The sequence below is a fragment of the Cytobacillus pseudoceanisediminis genome (assembly GCF_023516215.1).
Lineage (GTDB): Bacteria > Bacillota > Bacilli > Bacillales > Cytobacillaceae > Cytobacillus > Cytobacillus pseudoceanisediminis.
On the sequence record NZ_CP097349.1, the window covers coordinates 2,532,950 to 2,552,417 of the forward strand.

Annotated in this window: 16 protein-coding genes, 2 pseudogenes and 1 riboswitch; of the genes and pseudogenes, 8 read left to right on the top strand and 10 right to left on the bottom strand. The window is 41.5% G+C overall.

Going from position 1 to position 19,468, the window contains the following annotated elements:
* Positions 1-21 precede the first annotated feature (21 nt).
* From M5V91_RS13525 to M5V91_RS13540, 4 genes and pseudogenes are all read right to left on the bottom strand, one after another.
* Positions 22-1,696 (bottom strand): annotated as a pseudogene (locus tag M5V91_RS13525) (glycoside hydrolase family 13 protein).
* Positions 1,697-1,784: 88 nt separating this feature from the next.
* Complete coding sequence (treP, locus tag M5V91_RS13530) at positions 1,785-3,191, bottom strand: PTS system trehalose-specific EIIBC component (protein ID WP_071160482.1); 1,407 nt, start codon at positions 3,189-3,191, stop codon at positions 1,785-1,787.
* A gap of 281 nt (positions 3,192-3,472) precedes the next feature.
* Positions 3,473-3,646, bottom strand: a complete 174-nt coding sequence (locus M5V91_RS13535; protein ID WP_009331100.1) for a twin-arginine translocase TatA/TatE family subunit — start codon at positions 3,644-3,646, stop codon at positions 3,473-3,475.
* 116 nt (positions 3,647-3,762) lie between these two features.
* Positions 3,763-4,476: an NAD-dependent deacylase gene (locus tag M5V91_RS13540; protein WP_251174391.1), complete on the bottom strand. Its 714-nt coding sequence runs from the start codon at positions 4,474-4,476 to the stop codon at positions 3,763-3,765.
* A gap of 146 nt (positions 4,477-4,622) precedes the next feature.
* On the opposite strand from M5V91_RS13540, the gene M5V91_RS13545 reads away from it, so the two are divergent.
* The 7 genes and pseudogenes from M5V91_RS13545 (at position 4,623) to M5V91_RS13575 (ending at position 9,798) form a co-directional block, all read left to right on the top strand.
* Positions 4,623-5,036 (top strand): YkvA family protein, encoded by a 414-nt coding sequence (locus tag M5V91_RS13545; RefSeq protein WP_019381598.1) that lies wholly within the window; start codon positions 4,623-4,625, stop codon positions 5,034-5,036.
* Positions 5,037-5,109: 73 nt separating this feature from the next.
* A riboswitch (TPP riboswitch) is annotated at positions 5,110-5,218 on the top strand.
* Between the two features lie 108 nt (positions 5,219-5,326).
* Positions 5,327-6,328, top strand: a pseudogene (locus M5V91_RS13550) (ABC transporter substrate-binding protein).
* 13 nt (positions 6,329-6,341) lie between these two features.
* A complete protein-coding gene (locus M5V91_RS13555; RefSeq protein WP_009331104.1) occupies positions 6,342-6,635 on the top strand; it encodes a thiamine-binding protein in 294 nt (97 codons plus the stop codon).
* The gene (locus tag M5V91_RS13560) at positions 6,632-7,399 is read left to right on the top strand and encodes an ABC transporter permease (protein WP_009331105.1); all 768 of its coding nucleotides are present in this window, start codon (positions 6,632-6,634) and stop codon (positions 7,397-7,399) included. The genes M5V91_RS13555 and M5V91_RS13560 overlap by 4 nt, the downstream gene beginning before the upstream one ends.
* Entirely contained in the window at positions 7,396-8,130 is a 735-nt protein-coding gene (locus M5V91_RS13565; protein WP_071159555.1) for an ABC transporter ATP-binding protein, read from the top strand. Before M5V91_RS13560 ends, M5V91_RS13565 begins: the two co-directional genes overlap by 4 nt.
* A gap of 11 nt (positions 8,131-8,141) precedes the next feature.
* Positions 8,142-8,909, top strand: a complete 768-nt coding sequence (locus M5V91_RS13570; protein WP_009331107.1) for a TatD family hydrolase — start codon at positions 8,142-8,144, stop codon at positions 8,907-8,909.
* A 145-nt stretch (positions 8,910-9,054) separates the two neighbouring features.
* A complete protein-coding gene (locus M5V91_RS13575) occupies positions 9,055-9,798 on the top strand; it encodes a hypothetical protein (protein ID WP_009331108.1) in 744 nt (247 codons plus the stop codon).
* Positions 9,799-9,898: 100 nt separating this feature from the next.
* On the opposite strand, the gene M5V91_RS13580 is transcribed toward M5V91_RS13575, so the two are convergent.
* The 6 genes from M5V91_RS13580 to M5V91_RS13605 all read right to left on the bottom strand — a co-directional run bounded on the left by M5V91_RS13580 (position 9,899) and on the right by M5V91_RS13605 (position 14,428).
* Complete coding sequence (locus M5V91_RS13580; protein ID WP_071159559.1) at positions 9,899-10,768, bottom strand: carbohydrate ABC transporter permease; 870 nt, start codon at positions 10,766-10,768, stop codon at positions 9,899-9,901.
* Entirely contained in the window at positions 10,737-11,729 is a 993-nt protein-coding gene (locus M5V91_RS13585) for a carbohydrate ABC transporter permease (RefSeq protein ID WP_284522207.1), read from the bottom strand. The genes M5V91_RS13580 and M5V91_RS13585 overlap by 32 nt, the downstream gene beginning before the upstream one ends.
* Positions 11,730-11,799: 70 nt before the next feature.
* Complete coding sequence (locus M5V91_RS13590; protein WP_071159561.1) at positions 11,800-13,095, bottom strand: ABC transporter substrate-binding protein; 1,296 nt, start codon at positions 13,093-13,095, stop codon at positions 11,800-11,802.
* Positions 13,096-13,312: 217 nt separating this feature from the next.
* The gene (locus M5V91_RS13595) at positions 13,313-13,531 is read right to left on the bottom strand and encodes a hypothetical protein (protein ID WP_284522208.1); all 219 of its coding nucleotides are present in this window, start codon (positions 13,529-13,531) and stop codon (positions 13,313-13,315) included.
* Between the two features lie 47 nt (positions 13,532-13,578).
* Positions 13,579-14,217, bottom strand: a complete 639-nt coding sequence (locus M5V91_RS13600) for an RNA polymerase sigma factor (RefSeq protein ID WP_284522209.1) — start codon at positions 14,215-14,217, stop codon at positions 13,579-13,581.
* A complete protein-coding gene (locus tag M5V91_RS13605) occupies positions 14,174-14,428 on the bottom strand; it encodes an RNA polymerase sigma factor (RefSeq protein WP_284522210.1) in 255 nt (84 codons plus the stop codon). Before M5V91_RS13605 ends, M5V91_RS13600 begins: the two co-directional genes overlap by 44 nt.
* A gap of 724 nt (positions 14,429-15,152) precedes the next feature.
* On the opposite strand from M5V91_RS13605, the gene M5V91_RS13610 reads away from it, so the two are divergent.
* Complete coding sequence (locus M5V91_RS13610; RefSeq protein WP_251174453.1) at positions 15,153-19,448, top strand: S8 family peptidase; 4,296 nt, start codon at positions 15,153-15,155, stop codon at positions 19,446-19,448.
* The last annotated feature ends 20 nt before the right edge of the window (positions 19,449-19,468 follow it).

Below are 19,468 nucleotides of genomic sequence, written 5' to 3' on the forward strand. Positions count from 1 at the left end.
AGTTTTTTAGAAATTGGGTTTTTAGCTGTTAAAAAGAAGGACCTGAGCTTCATAGGGACGCAGCTTAATTGTTCTGTTAATTTGTATATCTTTATAATTCCCAATCAGTGCCTCAAATTTCTTTTCCTGAATGTATGCAGGGGTTCTACTTCAGGGTTTCCTCCATAGAAGTTGCACAAGACAAGAAGGGTCGGATTGCCCAATGTTCTTGTATAAGCGTACACTTCAGGATGTTGATCAAGTATTAGGTTATACCTGCCGTAAACAATAATTTCATTTTTCTTTCTAAGTTCAATAAGCTTTTTATAGTAATGAAAAACAGAATCAGGGTCTTTCATGGCCTTTTCCACATTAATGTCTTTATAGTTAGGGTTTACTTTTATCCAGGGGTTCCATCCGAAAAACCTCCGTGCTCGGAAGAATCCCATTGCATCGGCGTCCGGGCGTTGTCACGCCCTTTTGCGTATATGCTTTCAAGGGCCTTATCCTCTGTCCAGCCATCGTTAAGTGCTTCTTTATAAAAATTAAGTGTTTCTATATCCCTGTACTCTTCAATGCTTGAGAAACAAACATTCGTCATTCCAATTTCTTCGCCCTGATAAACATAAGGAGTTCCCTTCATCATATGAAGCAATGTTGCGAGCATCTTAGCCGACTTTTCCCTATACTCTCCGTCATTGCCGAATCTTGAAACAGAGCGGGGCTGGTCGTGATTATTAAAGTAAAGGCTGTTCCAGCCAGCTTTATCCAGCTCATTTTGCCATTTTGTCAGGTTTAGTTTTAAGTCACACAGATCAAGGGGTTTAAGATCCCATTTGCCGTTTGGCCCGTTGTCCAGGCTAACATGTTCAAATTGGAAGACCATATTTAACTCATTTCGTGATTCCCCTGTATATTGCCTGGCCCACTCAGGAGTCACACCGGGCATTTCGCCAACAGTCATAACATTAAACTTCGCTAACGCCTTTTCATTCATCTCCCGCAGGTATTCATGAATTCTGGGGCCGTTTCGATAATACTTGCTTCCAGAAGCATATTTCTTTCCAGGCTTTGGTTCATCATCAGGAAGTCCCTCTACTTTGGAAATAAAGTTGACCACATCCATTCTGAATCCATCAATGCCTTTTTCCAGCCACCAAGTCATCATGTCGTATATTTCATTTCTAAGTTTCGGATTATCCCAATTTAAATCTGGCTGTTTCTTTGAAAACAGATGCAAATAATATTCTCCTGTTTTATCATCAAGTTTCCAGGCGGATCCCCCGAAATTGCTTCCCCAGTTATTCGGCTCTTTTCCATTCCTTCCTTCGCGCCATATATAATAATCCCTGAATGGATTGTCTTTGGATTTCCTGGACTCTGCAAACCAGATATGTTCGTCTGAACTATGGTTCACCACCAGATCCATAATGAGTTTAATCTCTCTCTTATGCATCTCTCCGAGAAGTTCTTCCCAATCTTCCATTGTTCCAAACTCACTCATAATATCCTGATAATCGCTTATATCATAGCCATTATCATCATTTGGCGATTTATATACTGGAGAAAGCCAGACCACATCAATCCCTAGCTCTTTCAAATAATCCAGCCTGGAGATGATACCCTGCAAATCTCCTATTCCATCTCCATTGCTATCCATGAAGCTCCGCGGGTATATCTGGTAAACTACACTTTCTTTCCACCATTGCTTCTTCATATGGCGACCTCCGATTTTTAACATTTGTGTGCATGCCCCAAGAAATGGCGATACCATGGAATCATAGAACCCCATGGCATCAATCTTTCTATTCTGCTTTTTTAAATTTAGAGAAGGCTAAGGTCAATACAAACGGTACGACAAGTGCAATACCCATTCCGATAAAGAAAGAACCCCAATTTTCCGCAAAGATAGAGAAGAATGCCGGCAAGCCTCCTACACCTATCGACGGTGCCTTAACTCCATTAATAGTGATGAAGATTCCTGCAATTGCTGACCCAATAATCGCTGCAAAGAACGGGTACTTAAAGCGAAGATTTACGCCAAACATTGCCGGTTCTGTTACGCCCAGCCACGCTGATACTGAAGAAGTTAGCGCAAGCCCTTTCAGTTTTTCGTTCCCTTTGCTTAACAGCATCATGGCAAAAGCGGCGGAACCCTGAGCTATATTAGACAATGCAACCATCGGCCATAAAAACGTGCCGCCAATGCTGCCGATTAACTGCAGATCAACTGCCAGGAACGTATGATGCATACCAGTGATAACGAGAGGGGCATATAATCCACCGTAAATCAAGCCTCCAAGGGCTGGAACAGCATCAAAGATTCCGACAACCCCATTTGTAATCCAGCTGCCGATCATGAATGTGATCGGTCCAATAGCAATAAAAGAAAGAAACCCAGTGATCAGTAAAGCGATCGGCGCGACAGTTAGAAGCTGAAAAGCATCAGGGATTCTTTTTCTCAGAAATACTTCTATCTTAGCCAATACGTATGAAGCAAATAATACAGGCAATACCTGCCCCTGATAACCTACCTTTTCTATTTCTAACCCGAATAAGTTCCACTTCGGAACTTCTTCAGCAGAACCATAGCCCCATGCATTTAAAAGATCCGGATGCACTAGCATTAAACCTAGCACAATACCAAGAAGAGGACTTCCGCCAAACCGGTTTACAGCACTCCATCCAATCAAACCGGGAAGGAATACGAAAGCAGTATTGGCAATCAGGTTAATGATGCCAGCCAGATCAGCCCAGTTAGTATAAACTTCAACAAAAGACTTATCATCAAAGAAAATATCCGGTGCTGTCATAATATTGTTTATCCCCATCAGCAAACCGGCTGTTACGATAGCTGGAAGGATTGGAATAAAAATATCTGCGAGTGTTTTAATGCCGCGCTGCAATGGATTTAAGTTCTCAGCAGCAGCACTTTTTGTTTCTTCTTTTGATGATTCGCCTATTCCAGTTGCTTCTGTCATTTCTTTATACACTTTATCAACAAGGCCTTGTCCAATGACAACCTGGAATTGTCCATTTGTGGAAAAGGAACCTTTCACTACATCTATATTTTCGAGTTTTTCTTTATTGACCTTCCCCTCATCTTTTAAGGCAAAACGCAGACGTGTAACACAATGAGTAGCCGCTGCGATATTATCCTTGCCCCCGATAGCTTCTACAATTTGCTCTGCTGACTCTTTATTCGTAGCCATTCTTCGCTCTCCTCCTGTTACCGTTTTCATATTATAGAAAAAAACAGTTATAAGGTTTTTATTTATTGTTCTCGCCATTTACAACTCTATCCAATTTAGCAAACCAACTTGTATATACATGAACTGTTTACGCTTTCATTTTATCTTGTATATACATGTTAGTCAACCATTTTTTCATTTCTCTCTTTTCTATACCCATTCACTCGCTTCGAAAGCCAGAAAATAAAAAACCGGCTTCGAGACTATTGTCTGCAAAGCCGGTTCTAAACCACTTGAATAGGTTATTTCCTTTTATCATTGTCATCATCTTTTGTGAGTTCACGGGTAGATTTCTTAAATTCTTTTAATGTCTCCCCGAACGCTCTTCCTATTTCAGGAAGTTTCTTGGGTCCAAAAATAATCAGAGCCAAAACCAGGATTAGAATTAAACCTGGAATACCGATGTTTGATAACATGCTGAACACTCCTTATATATCATATCGCTTGAGGCAGTAGTAATCATGTTCATTGTCCATTATAGTTGATTGATAAAAAAATCATAGCATGAGTGCTATGATTTCATGTTTTTTGACTATTTGAAGGCTCTATCAAGTTCATCCAGCACTTCACCAATTTTGCGGTCATGAATCACTTTATCAGCATAAATATCGAAATCCGTAGGTTCCATATTAATAATCACAAGTTTTGCTCCTTTTTGTTTGGCTATCAGCGGAAACTGATTTGCAGGTGTTACAGTCAAGGATGATCCCAGAACAATAAAAAGTTCTGCTTTTTCTGTTTCATCTGCTGCGAAATCTAAGGCCTCCTCAGGGAGCATTTCCCCAAACAGAACCACTGAAGGACGGAGCACACCCCCGCAACGGCATTGGAATTGACCATGCAAATACCCCTCGCTCGGGAACTCTTTTTTACATTTCCGGCAATGGAGTGTCTGCAGATTCCCATGGAGCTCTGATATTTTTTCACTTCCCGCGAGTCCATGAAATCCATCCACGTTCTGGGTAATAATGCTCTTAATAATACCTCTCTTTTCCCAATCTGCAAGAATATAGTGCCCTTGATGGGGATTACACTCCTTAAGCCCGATTACCCTGTGCCGATAAAATTCTATAAATTCGTTCACATTTTCATTCAATGCTTTTGTACTGGCTATTTTCCCAGGATCTTTCCCATTCCATAATCCATTATTGGCAGACCTGAAATCAGGCAGTCCGCTTTCTGTCGACATTCCTGCTCCAGTCAATATTACTGTATAATTTGATTCTTTCAGCCATTTCTCAAGCATAGATATCAGCTCCCAATAAGGTTTTGTCACAGGTTAAATTTGATTTCCATTTATTTCTCCCAATGAAATGTTTATGTCATGTCAGGTATGCGGTAAATACTAGATTATAACTGTTTATGCGAATTATCAATATAGGAGTGATAGCTATGCCTGAAATAGAAACCAAAGTTTATAAGGACGGCTATAAAAAATTTTCATCCAGGGCTAAACGTTATGCGGACGATCCTGAAAAAACAAAAGGACTTTTAAGAAAGGCTACACTTAAAGCAGATAAAAACCAATCTTCATTAAGTGATATATGGGAAAAGTTTCAGCTTCTGATCGATTTAGTAAAGTCATGGTCTAAAGGCGATTACCGGCATATTTCAAAAAAATCGATTATCTTTATTATTGCTTCCATACTATACTTTGTTTCCCCAATAGACCTTGTTCCTGACTTTTTAATAGGAATGGGAATCTTAGATGATGTAGCAGTCCTTGGTTTTGCCGTTAGCCAAATTACAGGTGAACTTGAAAAATTCAGAATTTGGAAAGAGAGCAGGACGATTGGAATGAAATAATTATTTTCTGTGCATTTTAATATTATTTGCTATAATAATGATGGAAAGTATTTATGCTGTCAAAATTAAATAGCAAGAAATGTAGGGGAACCGGTATGCCGGTTGAGACTTCATCATTAAGATGCTGACCCTTTGAACCTGATCTGGCTCATACCAGCGTAGGGAACATATTCTTAAACATACTAAATGTTTTTTATATGCGCCCTGGTTTATACCGGGGCGTTTTTATTTTTCAGGGCAGACTATCATTAACTTTCCTTATTACATAACGTTTTTTAGGAGGAGTACTTATGAAAAAGTGGATTGCAGCTATCTGTTCGCTGCTGCTTCTTTCAGGCTGTGCCGGCAATGGACCGGATAATCAGACTGGAAGCGAAGATTCAGACAGCAAACAAGATTTGAAAAAAGTTACTGTTGTACTGGATTGGACACCTAATACCAATCATACCGGCTTATATGCCGCAAAGGACAAAGGATATTTTAAAGAAGAAGGGCTCGATGTAGAAATTATAATGCCAGGTGAAGCAGGTGCAGATCAATTGACTGCATCAGGCAAGGCTGATTTTGGTGTCAGCTATCAGGAAAGCATCACGGAAGCACGTGTACAGGGCGTTCCCCTTGTATCGATAGCAGCTGTTATTCAGCATAATACTTCCGGTTTTGCATCCCCTGCCGAAAAAAACATTAAATCGCCGAAAGACTTTGAAGGAAAAACTTATGGCGGCTGGGGGCACCTGTAGAAAAATCGGTAATAGACTCCCTAATGAAGAAGGAAAACGCTAATATTGATAAGGTCTCAATTGTTAATATGGGGGATGCTGACTTTTTTACAGCTGTTAAAAGAGATATAGACTTCGCATGGATTTATTATGGATGGACAGGTGTAGAAGCAGAACTTCGGGGGAAAAGATTAATATGGTCTACCTTACCGACTACTCAGAAAAACTGGATTACTACACGCCCGTTCTCGCAACCAGCGAAAAAATGATTGCAGATGATCCGGATACTGTCAAAGCATTTGTAAAAGCAGCAGCAAGGGGATATGAATTTGCAATCGATCAACCTGGCGAAGCAGCAGATATTTTGTTAAAGAATGCTCCGGATCTGGACAGCGAATTGGTCAAAAAAAGCCAGGAATGGCTATCCCCCGCTATCAGGATGATGCTTCAAGATGGGGTGAACAAAAGCTTGAAGTCTGGGAAAACTATGCAGACTGGATGCATGAAAATGGTCTTTTAGATAAAGAATTAGATGCAGGCAAAGCATTTACTAATGACTTCCTGCCGGAATAAGGAGAGTTCAAATATGGCAAACGCACTTGTAAGCATTCAGATCATACCGAAAACAAAAGATGGGGAAAATGTTATACCTTACGTTGATGAAGCAATTAGTGTCATTCAGCAATCCGGTGTTAAGTACGAAGTGCATCCCCTCGAAACAACGATGGAAGGCGATTTAGACCATTTATTGAAAATCATAGCTGATATGAACAGAAAAATGATTGAAAGAGGAAGCAGCAATGTAATCTCACAGGTAAAGGTTCTATATCAGCCGGACGGTATTGAAATGAGTGATTTAACGGAGAAATATCGTCCATGATAAATTTGTTCAGAAAAGGATGGAGGCCGGCTGCGGTTCTCCTTCTTTTATTCATTGCTTGGGAAATGGCAGTAAATCTGGCAGAAGTCCCTGCATGGCTCCTGCCTCCGCCAACAGAAATCGTTCTGGAAGCGATTTCGGGCTGGGAGGGCTTCAGCCACCACCTTCAATCGACAGTCATGCTTTCCCTATTGGGATTTGCCATTGGCACCGTCATAGGTTTAATCACAGCCGTTATACTGCACTTATTGCCTTTTATAAGGGAGTCGGTTTACCCTCTCCTCATACTTTCACAAAATGTGCCTATAATTGTTCTGGCTCCTTTGCTGGTTGTTTGGTTTGGTTTCGGGATACTTCCAAAGCTGATTGTCATCACGCTGGTTTGCTTCTTCCCCATTACTGTTGCTGCATTGGACGGCTTTCGCCAGACACCCGGAGAACTTAGGCATTATATGCTGATGGCAGGGGCCAGCAAAGGACAGCTGTTTTGGAAGCTGGAGCTTCCCTATTCCCTTCCCTCTCTATTTTCAGGGCTAAAAATCTCCGCAACCTATAGTGTGATGGGTGCTGTAATATCCGAATGGCTCGGAGCTAAAGAAGGAATAGGTGTTTATATGACTCTGGCATCTTCTTCATTTCGGACAGACCGTGTTTTTGTTGCCATTTTTGCGATTATGCTGTTAAGCTTGCTGTTTTTTGGAGGAATTTTACTGGCTGAACGTTTGCTGATTAAATGGAAGTCACGGGAGAGTGCCAGGAAATGATACAATTATCCGTTAATCATTTAACCAAAAGTTTTGATACTAATCAGGTTTTAGACAATTTGAGTTTTCATGTAAATGAAGGGGAATTTGTTTCGATTTTAGGTCCTTCAGGGAGCGGAAAGAGCACCATTTTCAACCTGATTGGCGGGATGCTTCTGCCGGACGAAGGCTCCATAACGCTTGAGAATGTGAAAATCAACGGCAAACGCGGTTCAATAAGCTATATGCCTCAGACACCTTCCCTGATGCCCTGGAGAACCATTCTTCAAAACGTTCTGCTTGGACAGGAGCTAATGGGTAAAACCGATTCGGAAGCGGCCAGAAAGATGCTTCAAAAAGCTGGTCTCGGCGGCTATGAAAATGCATACCCCCATGAATTGTCAGGGGGAATGAAGCAAAGGGCTGCCTTTATCCGGGCATTATTAAGCCCGCAGCCTATCATTTTGCTGGATGAACCTTTTTCAGCTTTAGATGAGCTTACCCGCCACGATATGCAAAAGTGGCTTCTCGATATTTGGAATGAGCATAAGCCGACAATTCTGTTTGTAACCCACAATATCGAAGAAGCCATTTACCTCTCTGATCGAATTTTAGTACTGAGCAGCAAGCCTGCTAAAGTAATTAAAGAATATAAGGTACCCTTTAACAGGCCAAGAATGGAGGAACTTTATCTCAATGAAAATTTCCTTGCCTGCAAAAGAAGCATCCATCATGCGCTGAAAAATCATTAGGAGGCAACAGCATGGATAAGTATATTGATGCCCATATTCATCTTGATAAGTACAGCAATATTGAATTAGAGAAAATGTTTCATGAGTTGCCGTTTCAGCTTTCACTTGTTACAGTTTCAAGCGATTTAGCATCCTGCAAAAGAAATCTTGCTCTTGCAGAAATTTATTCCTTTGTTAAACCTGCCTTCGGTTTTCACCCTGAACAGGTTCTGCCCAGTGATCATGAAATTTCAGAGCTTTTCAGCTGGATAAAGATTCACATAGAACAAATGGCTGCTGTTGGCGAGGTTGGCCTTCCATACTATTTAAGGTCTGAAGGGAGAAAGCAGCTTGGGGGATATATTGAACTTCTCGAAGAATTCATTAAGCTCGCTAAAAAGTGGGATAAGCCCATTGCCCTCCATGCAATTTATGATGATGCACCGATTGTGTGCAATTTATTGGAAAAGCATTCGATTAAAAAAGCTCATTTTCACTGGTTTAAAGGTGACAGCGCAGCGGCAAGCAGGCTGATTGCCAATGGCTATTACATCTCCTTTACTCCAGATATCGTGTACGAAAAAGAAATACAGGACCTTGTACGGGATTACCCGCTGGATAAATTGATGGCAGAAACGGATGGTCCATGGGAATTCGAAGGCCCTTTTAAAAACAAGCCTACCCATCCAGCCATGATGGCCCATTCCATCAGTGCCCTTGCTGAACTAAAAGAATTAGCTTTCAGCAGCGCTCTTAAGAAGCTGTATGATAATACAAAAAGCTTCTATAATATTGATTAATCAGCCTTATAGTCTTTTGCCATAAGGCTGTTTTTTTATTCAGATTAGATAAAAAATACTAGATAAATATAATCATTTCGCACCATTCCTAATTTTGGAAATATAGGTTAATCTTATATTGGACAATACGTTTAGGAGGTATGTAATGAAAAGGTATATTTTCTTGTTATTGACTATTTTACTAGTCTTCTCAGGCAATGTTTCTGCAGAAACCAAAAGCCGTTCTGCTGATTTGACTGAGAAAGATTTCATGAAAGCCGTATTAAAGGCTGATGAGTTTAAGGAATTTAAATCCTCCATTTTAAAAGATGCAGCCGCCAAGCCAAGAGCTCTTGTTGATGAAAAAGGAAAACAATATGGCTGGACAGTTCAATATGAAATAGAATACAAAGAAAAAAATGTTTTCTTAGATAGTAAAGCCCTCGTAAATTTCTCGTCACTTCTATCATTTTCTTATGAGTCCGACGGAAAAGGATTAAAAGTCCGGCTCGTCGATTACAGCAGGTTAATTGAGGATCAGGCTTTTTATGTAAAAGACCTGAAGTCAAATGAAGAAACCAAAATAGATATATCGAAAGACAGCATCTTTACTGATTATTTGACAGAGGTAGAAAGGAAGAAAACGCATTTGATTGAAGAAGCAGCAGTAAGCAATGCTGTCTCTTCCGATAAAATCACTGCAGCAGCCGAGTTATGCTACTACTGTACAAAATATGAATGGCGCGGCGGATACCCTTGCTCATCCGCAAATACTGAGCCTGAAGTTTCAGTGTCTTCCCAACTAAAAGAAAGCGGACTAAATCCAGATTCGGTAATCATTGACTGTTATGTACCCCGCCATAAAGTATGTGTTAGCGGGGAATGGAGAACATATTGCCCTATTCAATAAGAAAAGCGGAGCGCTTATGCTTATCATCGACATTCATAAGCCGATGACGCCTGAGCTGGACAGTTATAAAACCGGCTAAGCAGATGCTTAGCCGGTTTTATTATCCCTTAGTACCTGATGCGATATTTGATCCTTCTATAAAGTGCTTCTGGAAGAAGAAGAATAGCAGTACAACTGGCAGGAGGACCATGACTGACATGGCCATCAGGTAATGCCATTGTGTCTGAACTGTTCCCTTGAAGGTCTGAAGCCCGATTTGCAGTGTGTACAGACTTTCATCATTTATATACAATAATGGTCCGAGAAGATCATTCCATGCCCCATTAAACGAAAAAATGGCCACTGTAATAAGAGCCGGCTTCGTCAGAGGCAGCATAATATGCCACCAGATCTGCAGATGATTCGCACCGTCAAGCACTGCCGCCTCTATTAGTTCATTAGGAATGGACATCATAAACTGGCGCAATAGGAAGATGAAAAAGGCACTCCCCAAAAAAGCTGGAACAATCAGCGGCAGGTACGTATTTACCCAGCCAAGCTTCGAAAATAAAATGTATTGAGGCACCATCGTGACAAACCCTGGGATCAGCATGGTTGATAACACAACTATAAACAAAGCATTTCTTCCTTTAAAACGGATTTTCGCAAACGCATATGCAACGAGTGAATTGACAAGAACACTTCCAGCCATTCCACAGAGGGCAATAAATAACGTATTCATTGCCCAGCGGGTAAACGGCGCTGTTTTCCATGCTTCAACATAATTGGAAAAATGGAATTCCTTTGGCACAAAGGTAGGCGGATATTGCGCAATCTCAGCAGGAGATTTCAATGATGTCGAAATCATCCACCACAGGGGAGATAATACCAGTACACTTCCCGCTAATAAAACGATAAAAATAATCGTCTGCTTTAAATTATCTTTGAATTTTTTTGTCTCATAAAACTTCGGTGCTGCGGCAGTTCTCATTTATTATCTCCCCCTCATAATGGACCCATTTTTTGCCGAGTTTCATATTAATGATTGTCAGTACCATTACGACAATAAACAGCAGCCAGGCCATTGCAGATGCATAGCCCATGTCAAACACTTCAAACGCGTTATTCCACATATGCAGATTGTAGAATAGGAGTGAATTTCCTGGTCCTCCGCTTCCGTTTTCTGTCATGACATATGCTTCTTGAAAGATCTGGAAGGCACCAATGGTACTAGTCAGCACATCGAAGAAAATGATTGGTGAAATCATTGGCAGGGTGATATAAAAGAATTTCTGCATAACACCTGCCCCATCAAGATCCGCTGCTTCATACAGTGAAGCTGAAACTCCCTGCAGACTTGCAAGGTAAAGCAGCATTCCGCCTCCGACACTCCACATTTTCATCAAAAGCAAAGCTGGTTTCGTCCATTCAGGATCAAACAGCCAGGCTGGCCCTTCAATCCCAATCCATGCAAGGAACGTATTTACCAATCCTGTCGAAGGACTTAGCAGCTGCATCCACAAAAAGTAAACCGCAACACCCGAGAGGATAGCAGGCAGATAATAAAGTGTGCGGAAGAATTTCATGCCCCTTACTTTCTGATTTAAAAGAACCGACAGAAAAATCGCCCCTGCAGTAGTCAGCGGGACAGAAAATAAAACGTAATAAAGGGTATTCCATAAAGACGTTTTAAAAAGATCATCGATTGTAAACATGCGTTTAAAATTATCAAGGCCGATAAAATTCATCCTTGAAGTAATATTATAATCTGTAAAACTGGCAAATAAGGAAAATAAAAGCGGACCAAGTGTCAGTCCAAGGAAACCAATTATCCACGGGCTGATGAATAGATATCCAAAGATATTTTCTCTTGTTTGGCGGGACATCCGTCTGCGTGATGTCTTTTCTTTTTTCCGCAAGACCCGCTCCCCGGCGAGCAATCGTTGTATCATATGATTTCAACCCATACACCTTCTTTTATTTATTTTTAAAGAGAGAAGGAGGCCCCTTCTCTCTTTTGTTCTATTTTCTCTTTAGTTTTTCAACATCTTTCTCTGCTTTTGCCAGCGCTTTTTCTGGCTTCGTTTTTCCTAGCAGCACACTGTCTATATGCGGATTGATGCGGTTTTGGTAATCAGGATACTTTACTGGAACCGGAAACAATTGCGTTTGATCCAGGTTTTTCACCGAAGCTTCATATACGTACTTATCATCGCCCTTTAGTTCATTAACAACTGCTTCTGCAGCTTCTTTGTTTGCGACATTATCATAGTTTTTCATAGCCCAGTATTTTTGTGCCTCCGGGCCAGCTAAATACTTGATAAATTTCATAGCTTCCTCAGGATGTTTGGCTCCTTTCGGTATTTCAGCTACGAAACCGCCGCCATCGCTCCAATTCCCCGAACCTTTTTCAAATGCAGGAATTGGAGCTACACCAAAGTTCATATCCTCTCCGTAGTCACGAATCTGTGTGTAAAACGTGCCGATATCAACCCACATTGCCACTTTGCCTGCTATGAATGGATTTGACTGCTCACTGCCAAATTCAGCTTCAAAAGATTGAACTGTCTTCTCACCAAGACGCTCTTTCCATCCCAGCAGCCATTGAAGCGCTTCCTGCTTTTTAGGTGTATTGATATAAAGTTCTCCATCTTGAATGAATCCTTTTCCGCCGTCAGCGCTTGTCATCCAGCTGGCCGCACCAATGCTGCCCCATAGCGGATAAAAGCCAACTCTCTCATATCGGTCTCCATCCTTTATATCAAGCTTTGCGGCGTACTCCTCCAGTTCCGCCCATGTTGCTGGCGGCTTTTCCGGATCAAGTCCAGCTTCTTTAAAAGCATCTTTATTGTAAAATAGCAATCTTGTATCTGTATTGAATGGAACTGCATAAGGTTTGTCCCCGTACATTACCGTTTCCCATAAATGAGGATAAAATTGATTTTTGAAGGATTCATCGATATACTTGCTCAGATCTTCTGATTGGGCGTTTTCAGCTCGCTGGGCGACTGAATTAATATCGTTTATAATAACATCAGCCGGGTTTCCCGCTGCGACGGATGCCAGGTTCTTTGTCCAAATATCTCCCCAGGGCAAATATGTATGCTTTACAAAAACCTCATCCTGTGAATTGTTAAAATCCTCTATGATTTTTTCTATGATCGGACGCCTCGTTTCCGAACCCCAGAAGCTCCAAAAATCAACAATTACTTTTCCATCCTTCGTTTTTTCTGCCTGAACACTTTCCTCACCAGAACAGCCTGCCAAGGTGCCAATAAGCAGGATGGCGGAAATGATAAAGATTAATCCCTTTTTCATGATGCTCCCCCTAAATCATATTTAATCTTCAGCTTTAAGCTTGTGCCTAACCCCTGCGCAAAGGAAAAATACTGGCCAGCAAATAAATTAATTAACAACTAAGATAGTACTACCCTGATATTTGGGGATAAAACATTATTTTGAAAAAATTCTCGTAATATGTAAATTTTCAGGGCTTTACGCCTAATAAAAAAAGACCCCTAAAAAGGAGTCTGAATTAAGGAGTTTTTTGAATACTGTGTGCAATGGCTTCCAAATACTCAATGAATATGGCACCATCTTCAGAGGGAACTGCATACATTATCTCACTGTCCATTGACTTGAAATATACTTCACCACGCTCGTTCCAGACTTTCACCTTTACAGATTCTTTGCCTTTCATAATAAATTGGATATCATATAATGGTTTGGAGTCGATGACGGCCTCTGCAGGCATTGCCGAATTTATGGCAGTTCTTGCCGTGCTTTCCCACTTTTCATCTTTTACAGTCGCGGTTTCAGCAGAATACGTTCCATCAGCAGAGAAGGAATTCTCAGTTTCTGATAGAGCAATAGCTGTTTGACTGATAAAACTATCTCCAAGTATATCTGCACTGCTGCTGCCCCTGTCGTTGATTCCTCAGAAAAAATAATGAAAGCGAACATAATACAAGCAGCCATTACTGCGGCAGCAGATAAAAATTTAGGAAAAATATTTTTCTTTCTTTTTGGCCTATCCTCTATACCACTCCATATTTTTTGCAGGCTATCCTGTTTTTGCTTTTGCGATCGCGGAATACGGTCTAATTCACGAAAAGAATTATCGAATCCGAATGAGCTCTTCATGGATTTCCCCCTTTTCTGCAATTCTTTTTTTAGTGCTGCGAGTGCCCTGGAAGTGGTGATTTTAACTTTGTTTTCGTTCCAATTCAAGATTTCGGCCGTTTCTTTGATTGAAAACTCCTTTATTTTTCTCAAAATCAGCACTTCTTGATAGCTTAATTTCAAATGTCGGATTGCTTCATATAAGAGTGTAACTTTTTCACCCTTAATCATAATCTCGGTTGGAGTCTCTTCATCTGATTGGAGCTGGAATTTTTCAATTGAGAAAAATTTGAATCTGTTTTTTACGCAGATAATCAATGGCTACATTTCTTGATATTCGGACCAGCCATGTAAAGATCTGGGATTCCCCATTAAATTGGCTCATGTATTTATAAGCTTTAATAAAGGTGTCCTGTGTCAGATCTTCGGCGACTTCCTTATCATTCACGAGAAGAAATATGTATCCATAAATTCGATCGCTGTATTCGCTGTATATATCTTCAAAAGCTTCTGCCGATATTCTCTCCATTTTGGCGCCCCCTCGCGTATTATTAGACGAATGAAAAATAGAAAAGAAACACTATTCCAATATTTATGTAAAATAATCAAATCAAATTTCGTGCAGGTCAAAATACAAATTCTGTTCATTTATCCTATTTTTCCTAAATGTTCTGATTCCTTTGTATTAATTAAGACGAATTCCGAAGAAAGAGTCCTTTTCACTGTAACCATTCTTCCAGCCAGAATTCATAAGTAATACAAAGAAAGTTACACTTCAAAATACCCATTTTCATATAATTTACTTGCTATTTTCCTATTGGATTGACGAAAGGCATCTTTTAAAGTTCCCCCTCTTTTTATTCATTTTATCATTCTGGAAAAATACTGCCTCCCTCCTTTTTCTTATTTTTTCCAAAAATTATTATTATTCCAATATTTCTGGGTAAAAATGATTCCTTTCATCTAGATATAACCAGGTTAAGTTGATTCTTTAAGACTGTAACCTTATGAATGCTCTAAAACCTTCTAGCTATTTTATTCATTCCCCAGCAATAAACTTCATTTTTCGACAATCTCCAGCTGATTATTCAGCTAAAGTTCTTGTTAGCGGAAGGGTTTTCCATTTTTGGAAGAAACCCTTAGGAGGTGATCGAGTTCATTCTGCCGGAAGACACTATTTAAGGAATTAAACAAAACAAGGAGGGAATTTTTTGAAAAGAAAAAGAAAATCATTGAATCGCATTCTTTATGTGATGCTGACAGCTTTTTTGATTTTGCCCCTGATGTTCCCAGGCATGGGATCAGCTGAAAGTAAAAGCTCTCCGCATACCTCAGTTAAGCAAGCTGCACCTCAGACAGCAAAAAGCAAAATAAACAGCTCATTGCTGAAACAATTTGATAAAAAAGATAAAGTAACATTCCTGATAAAATTTAAAGAACAAGCTGATACTTCAGCAGCAGCCAAGAAAGCTCAAAAAGCGGCTGCATCCCAAAAACTGACAGCCTCTAAATCCAAGTACATGAAACGCTCTGCAGTCCTATCCTCACTAAGATCTACAGCTATTGAAACTCAAGGCCAAGTCACAAATTTCCTTCAAAAGCAGGAAAAAGACGGCAAGGCAAAAGATGTTCAATCCTTCTACATCGTCAACGCCATTGCAGTAACAGCTACAAAGGACGTTATGGAAAAAATTGCCATGTTTCCTGAAGTAGAAAAAATCCTTCCAAACGAAACCAGACAGCTTCATAAGCCAGTAAAGGAAGCCGAAAAAGCTCTCAAAACACAAGCAGAAACAAGTTCAATCGAGTGGAATATTGACCGTGTCGGTGCTCCTGCAGTATGGGAAATGGGAATCGACGGATCGGGTACTGTCGTTGCATCCATTGATACAGGTGTTCAGTGGAACCACCCGGCGTTAAAAGAAAAATACCGGGGCTATAACCCAGCACAACCTGATTCACCAACGCATGAATTCAGCTGGTTTGATGCCACTGCAGGCCAGACAGCACCATATGATGATCAGGGACATGGTACCCACGTAACTGGAACAATGGTGGGTTCCGAGCCAAATGGAGCCAATCAGATCGGGGTTGCACCTGGTGCGAAATGGATTGCAGTAAAAGCCTTCACTGCAAGCGGCGGAACTGACATAGATCTGCTTGAAGCAGGTGAATGGATTCTAGCTCCAAAGGATGCTGAAGGAAACCCGCATCCTGAAAAAGCTCCGGATGTTGTCAACAATTCATGGGGCGGCGGACCTGGGCTGGATGAGTGGTATCGTCCAATGGTTCAGGCATGGAGGGCAGCTGAAATTTTCCCAGAGTTCTCTGCCGGAAACACAACTTTGTTTAATCCAGGCGGACCTGGTTCCGTTGCAACACCTGCTAACTACCCGGAATCATTCGCAACTGGTGCGACAGACATTAATAATGGTTTAGGCAGCTTCTCATTGCTGGGACCATCACCATACGATGAAATTAAACCTGATGTATCCGCACCCGGGGTCAACATTCGTTCCTCAGTTCCCGGAAGCGGATATGAAGGCGGCTGGAATGGAACTTCCATGGCTGGCCCGCATGTTTCTGCGGTTGCCGCGCTGCTCCGCCAGGTTGATTCAAGTCTGACTGTTGAAGAGATGGAGGAAATTTTACTGACTACCTCTACTCCATTGACAAATGGTACTTATCCTGAGACACCAAATAATGGTTTTGGATATGGGCTCGTCAATGCCTTCGATGCGGTTTCTTCCGTACTGACCGGTCTTGGAAAAATTAAAGGCCAGGTTGCAAAAGAAGGAGATGACTCAGAAGCTCCCGCAGCCAATCACGAAGCACCTCAGGAAACATATGCAGGAATGGATCTGGCACTTGAATTGACGGCATCAGATAATGTAAGCGTCACAAGAGTTGATCTTGAATACTTAAAAGCTGACGGCAGCTGGGCAGCCATTGAGGCCGAAAGAACAGCTGGAAACTATAAAGATGGTACTTACCAGGCAGTGATTCCTGGAGAAGACATCGCCGAGCCTTCAGTTACTTATAAATGGAAGGTCAATGATTTTGGCGGAAATCTAACTGAAACTGACTCCTATGAAGTTGCAGTAAGACCTGGAATCAGCATCGGCTATTCTCAGGACTTTGAAGCACAGCCGGTCGGCTGGACTTCATATGGAGCGGAAAACAGCTGGGAGTGGGGTACCCCATCTTCAGGTCCTGGCAATGCAGCATCCGGAGAAAAAGTATATGCAACTAAACTTGACGGCAACTATGCAAATAGAGCAAACATGAATCTTCAGATGCCTCCTATTGACCTGCCGGAAGGCAATGCCTACCTTCAGTTCAAGCAATGGCACGAGCTTGAAAACCGTTATGATTACGGCCATGTATTCGTTTCCACTGACATGGAAAACTGGGAACAGGTTCTTCGAGTAAATGGTAATACAACAGAGTGGGTTAATGCAGAAGTGGATCTAAGTGCGTATTCAGGACAAAGAATTTATGTAGCATTCAATGTGACTACAGATGGATCAGTACAGAAGCAAGGCTGGTATATCGATGATGTTCAATTATCTGATACTCCAGTTGAACCTGCAGGTAAAGCTCAGCTTGGCATCAGCAAAGATAAACCTTCTGCAGAATTAAAGAAAGAAAAGGTAAATCCGGATAGCATTGTTCCTAAAAAGGATACTCCTGCAAAAGATGATGATAAACAGCAGCAGCCTGCGCCTGTGCTGCTTCCGCTTACTGCCGAAGTAAGTGTGCTGGAATCAGGCAGGTCCGTATTTACCAATCCTCAAAATGGAACGTTTGAAATGACACATGCTTCAGGAGATTTCACTGTAAAAGCGGAAGCTTACGGTTATCGTTCTCAAACGCAAAGCGTAAATATCCCGCAGGATGGAGAAGCGACTGCAAACTTCGTCCTTGAGGAAATACCAAAAGGCACAGTCACAGGTGTTGTGACAAATGAAGCAACTGGGGAGCCTGTTGCGAACACTTCACTACTTTTAATAGAAGATGCAGCAGTACAGCCAGTAACAACTAATGAAAATGGTGAATATACAATCACAGCCTACGAAGGCACATACACTTTAAAAGCTATGGCACCTTCCTACTACAGCAAGGAGCAGAGCATCACAATCGAAGGCGGCTCTTCTTTAGAGCAAAATATTGAACTAAAGCCATTTATCGGATACCTGGGTGAAATCGGATATGATGATGGTACAGCTGAAAATGCACGTGCATTCTACGATGCAGGCAACGGCTGGGCAGTTAAGATGTCCCTTGCATCCGGCCATGACAGTGCGATGGTTACTGGCGGCTTATTCCGCTTCTGGGATACCAGCTGGCCGACTCCGGGCGGAACAGACTTCAAAGTGGAAGTATATGATGCAAGCGGACCAGATGGGGCACCTGGCAAAAAGCTGGCAGGTCCATTTGAAGCAACAGCCTTAAGAAACGGTGAATGGACACATGTAGATCTTAGTGACGAAGGAATCGTTACAAATGGCGACTTCTATCTGGTATATATCCAATCAGCACCAAACCCTAATGCTCCTGGTCTTGGTACAGATGAGGATGGAGAAAATGCAGGACGCAGCTGGCAGCTTGTAGGCGGTGCATGGTCTCCTGCTCCAGAGGATGAAGGAAACTATATGATCCGTGCCACAGTGAACTATGAAGTAACTGCACCAGTCATCACTTCTCCGGCTGACGGAGCCTTCACAAACCAAGGGAAGGTTACAGTTGAAGGTACTTCGGCTCCTACAACTACTGTAAAAGTATTTAATAATGGAGAGGAAGTCGCATCAGCAGAAACAACTGAAGAAGGTACATTCTCAAGTGAAGTTTCACTTTCTGAAGGGGAAAATACTCTTACAGCGAAGGCAGCTACAGAGTCTGGGTCTACTGATGCCTCTGAATCTGTAAAAGTAATATATGACAAAACAAAGCCGGAATTGACAATATCAAGTCCTGCAGATAAATCCAAAACAAATAAAGAAACAGTCACTGTTAAAGGAACCGTTTCAGATGATAACCTTGATTGGGTTAAAGTAAACGGCCAGGCAGCAAAGATTACAGATGGTGAATACTCTCTTCGCATCCTGCTGGATGAAGGTGAAAACACCATTACGGTAACAGCACAGGATAAAGCGAAGAACACCGAAGAAAAAACGATCACGGTCGAAGCTAAGTATACCGCTCCAGCCATAGAAAATCTTCTTCCTGCAGAAGACAAGGAACTTAAAAAAGGCGAATCGGTAAAAATCGAATTTGATAGTGAACCAGGGTTAAAAGCGACGTTTGCCATCAGAATGCCTTTAACAAATGCAGGGGGACAGCTGAATAACGCTACTGAGCTTCCAATGATGGAAACTTCCCCAGGCCATTATGTCGGCTACTATACTGCCACTTCAAATGTAAAGGCACCTGGTGCCGAAATTGAAGTGAAAGTAACGGATGACTACGGCAATGAAACTCGCAAGACAGCAGAGGGCAAACTGTGGATTAATGCGAAAAAGAATAATAACAGCACTAAAAAGAATTAATAATCAGATGAAAAGGCGGG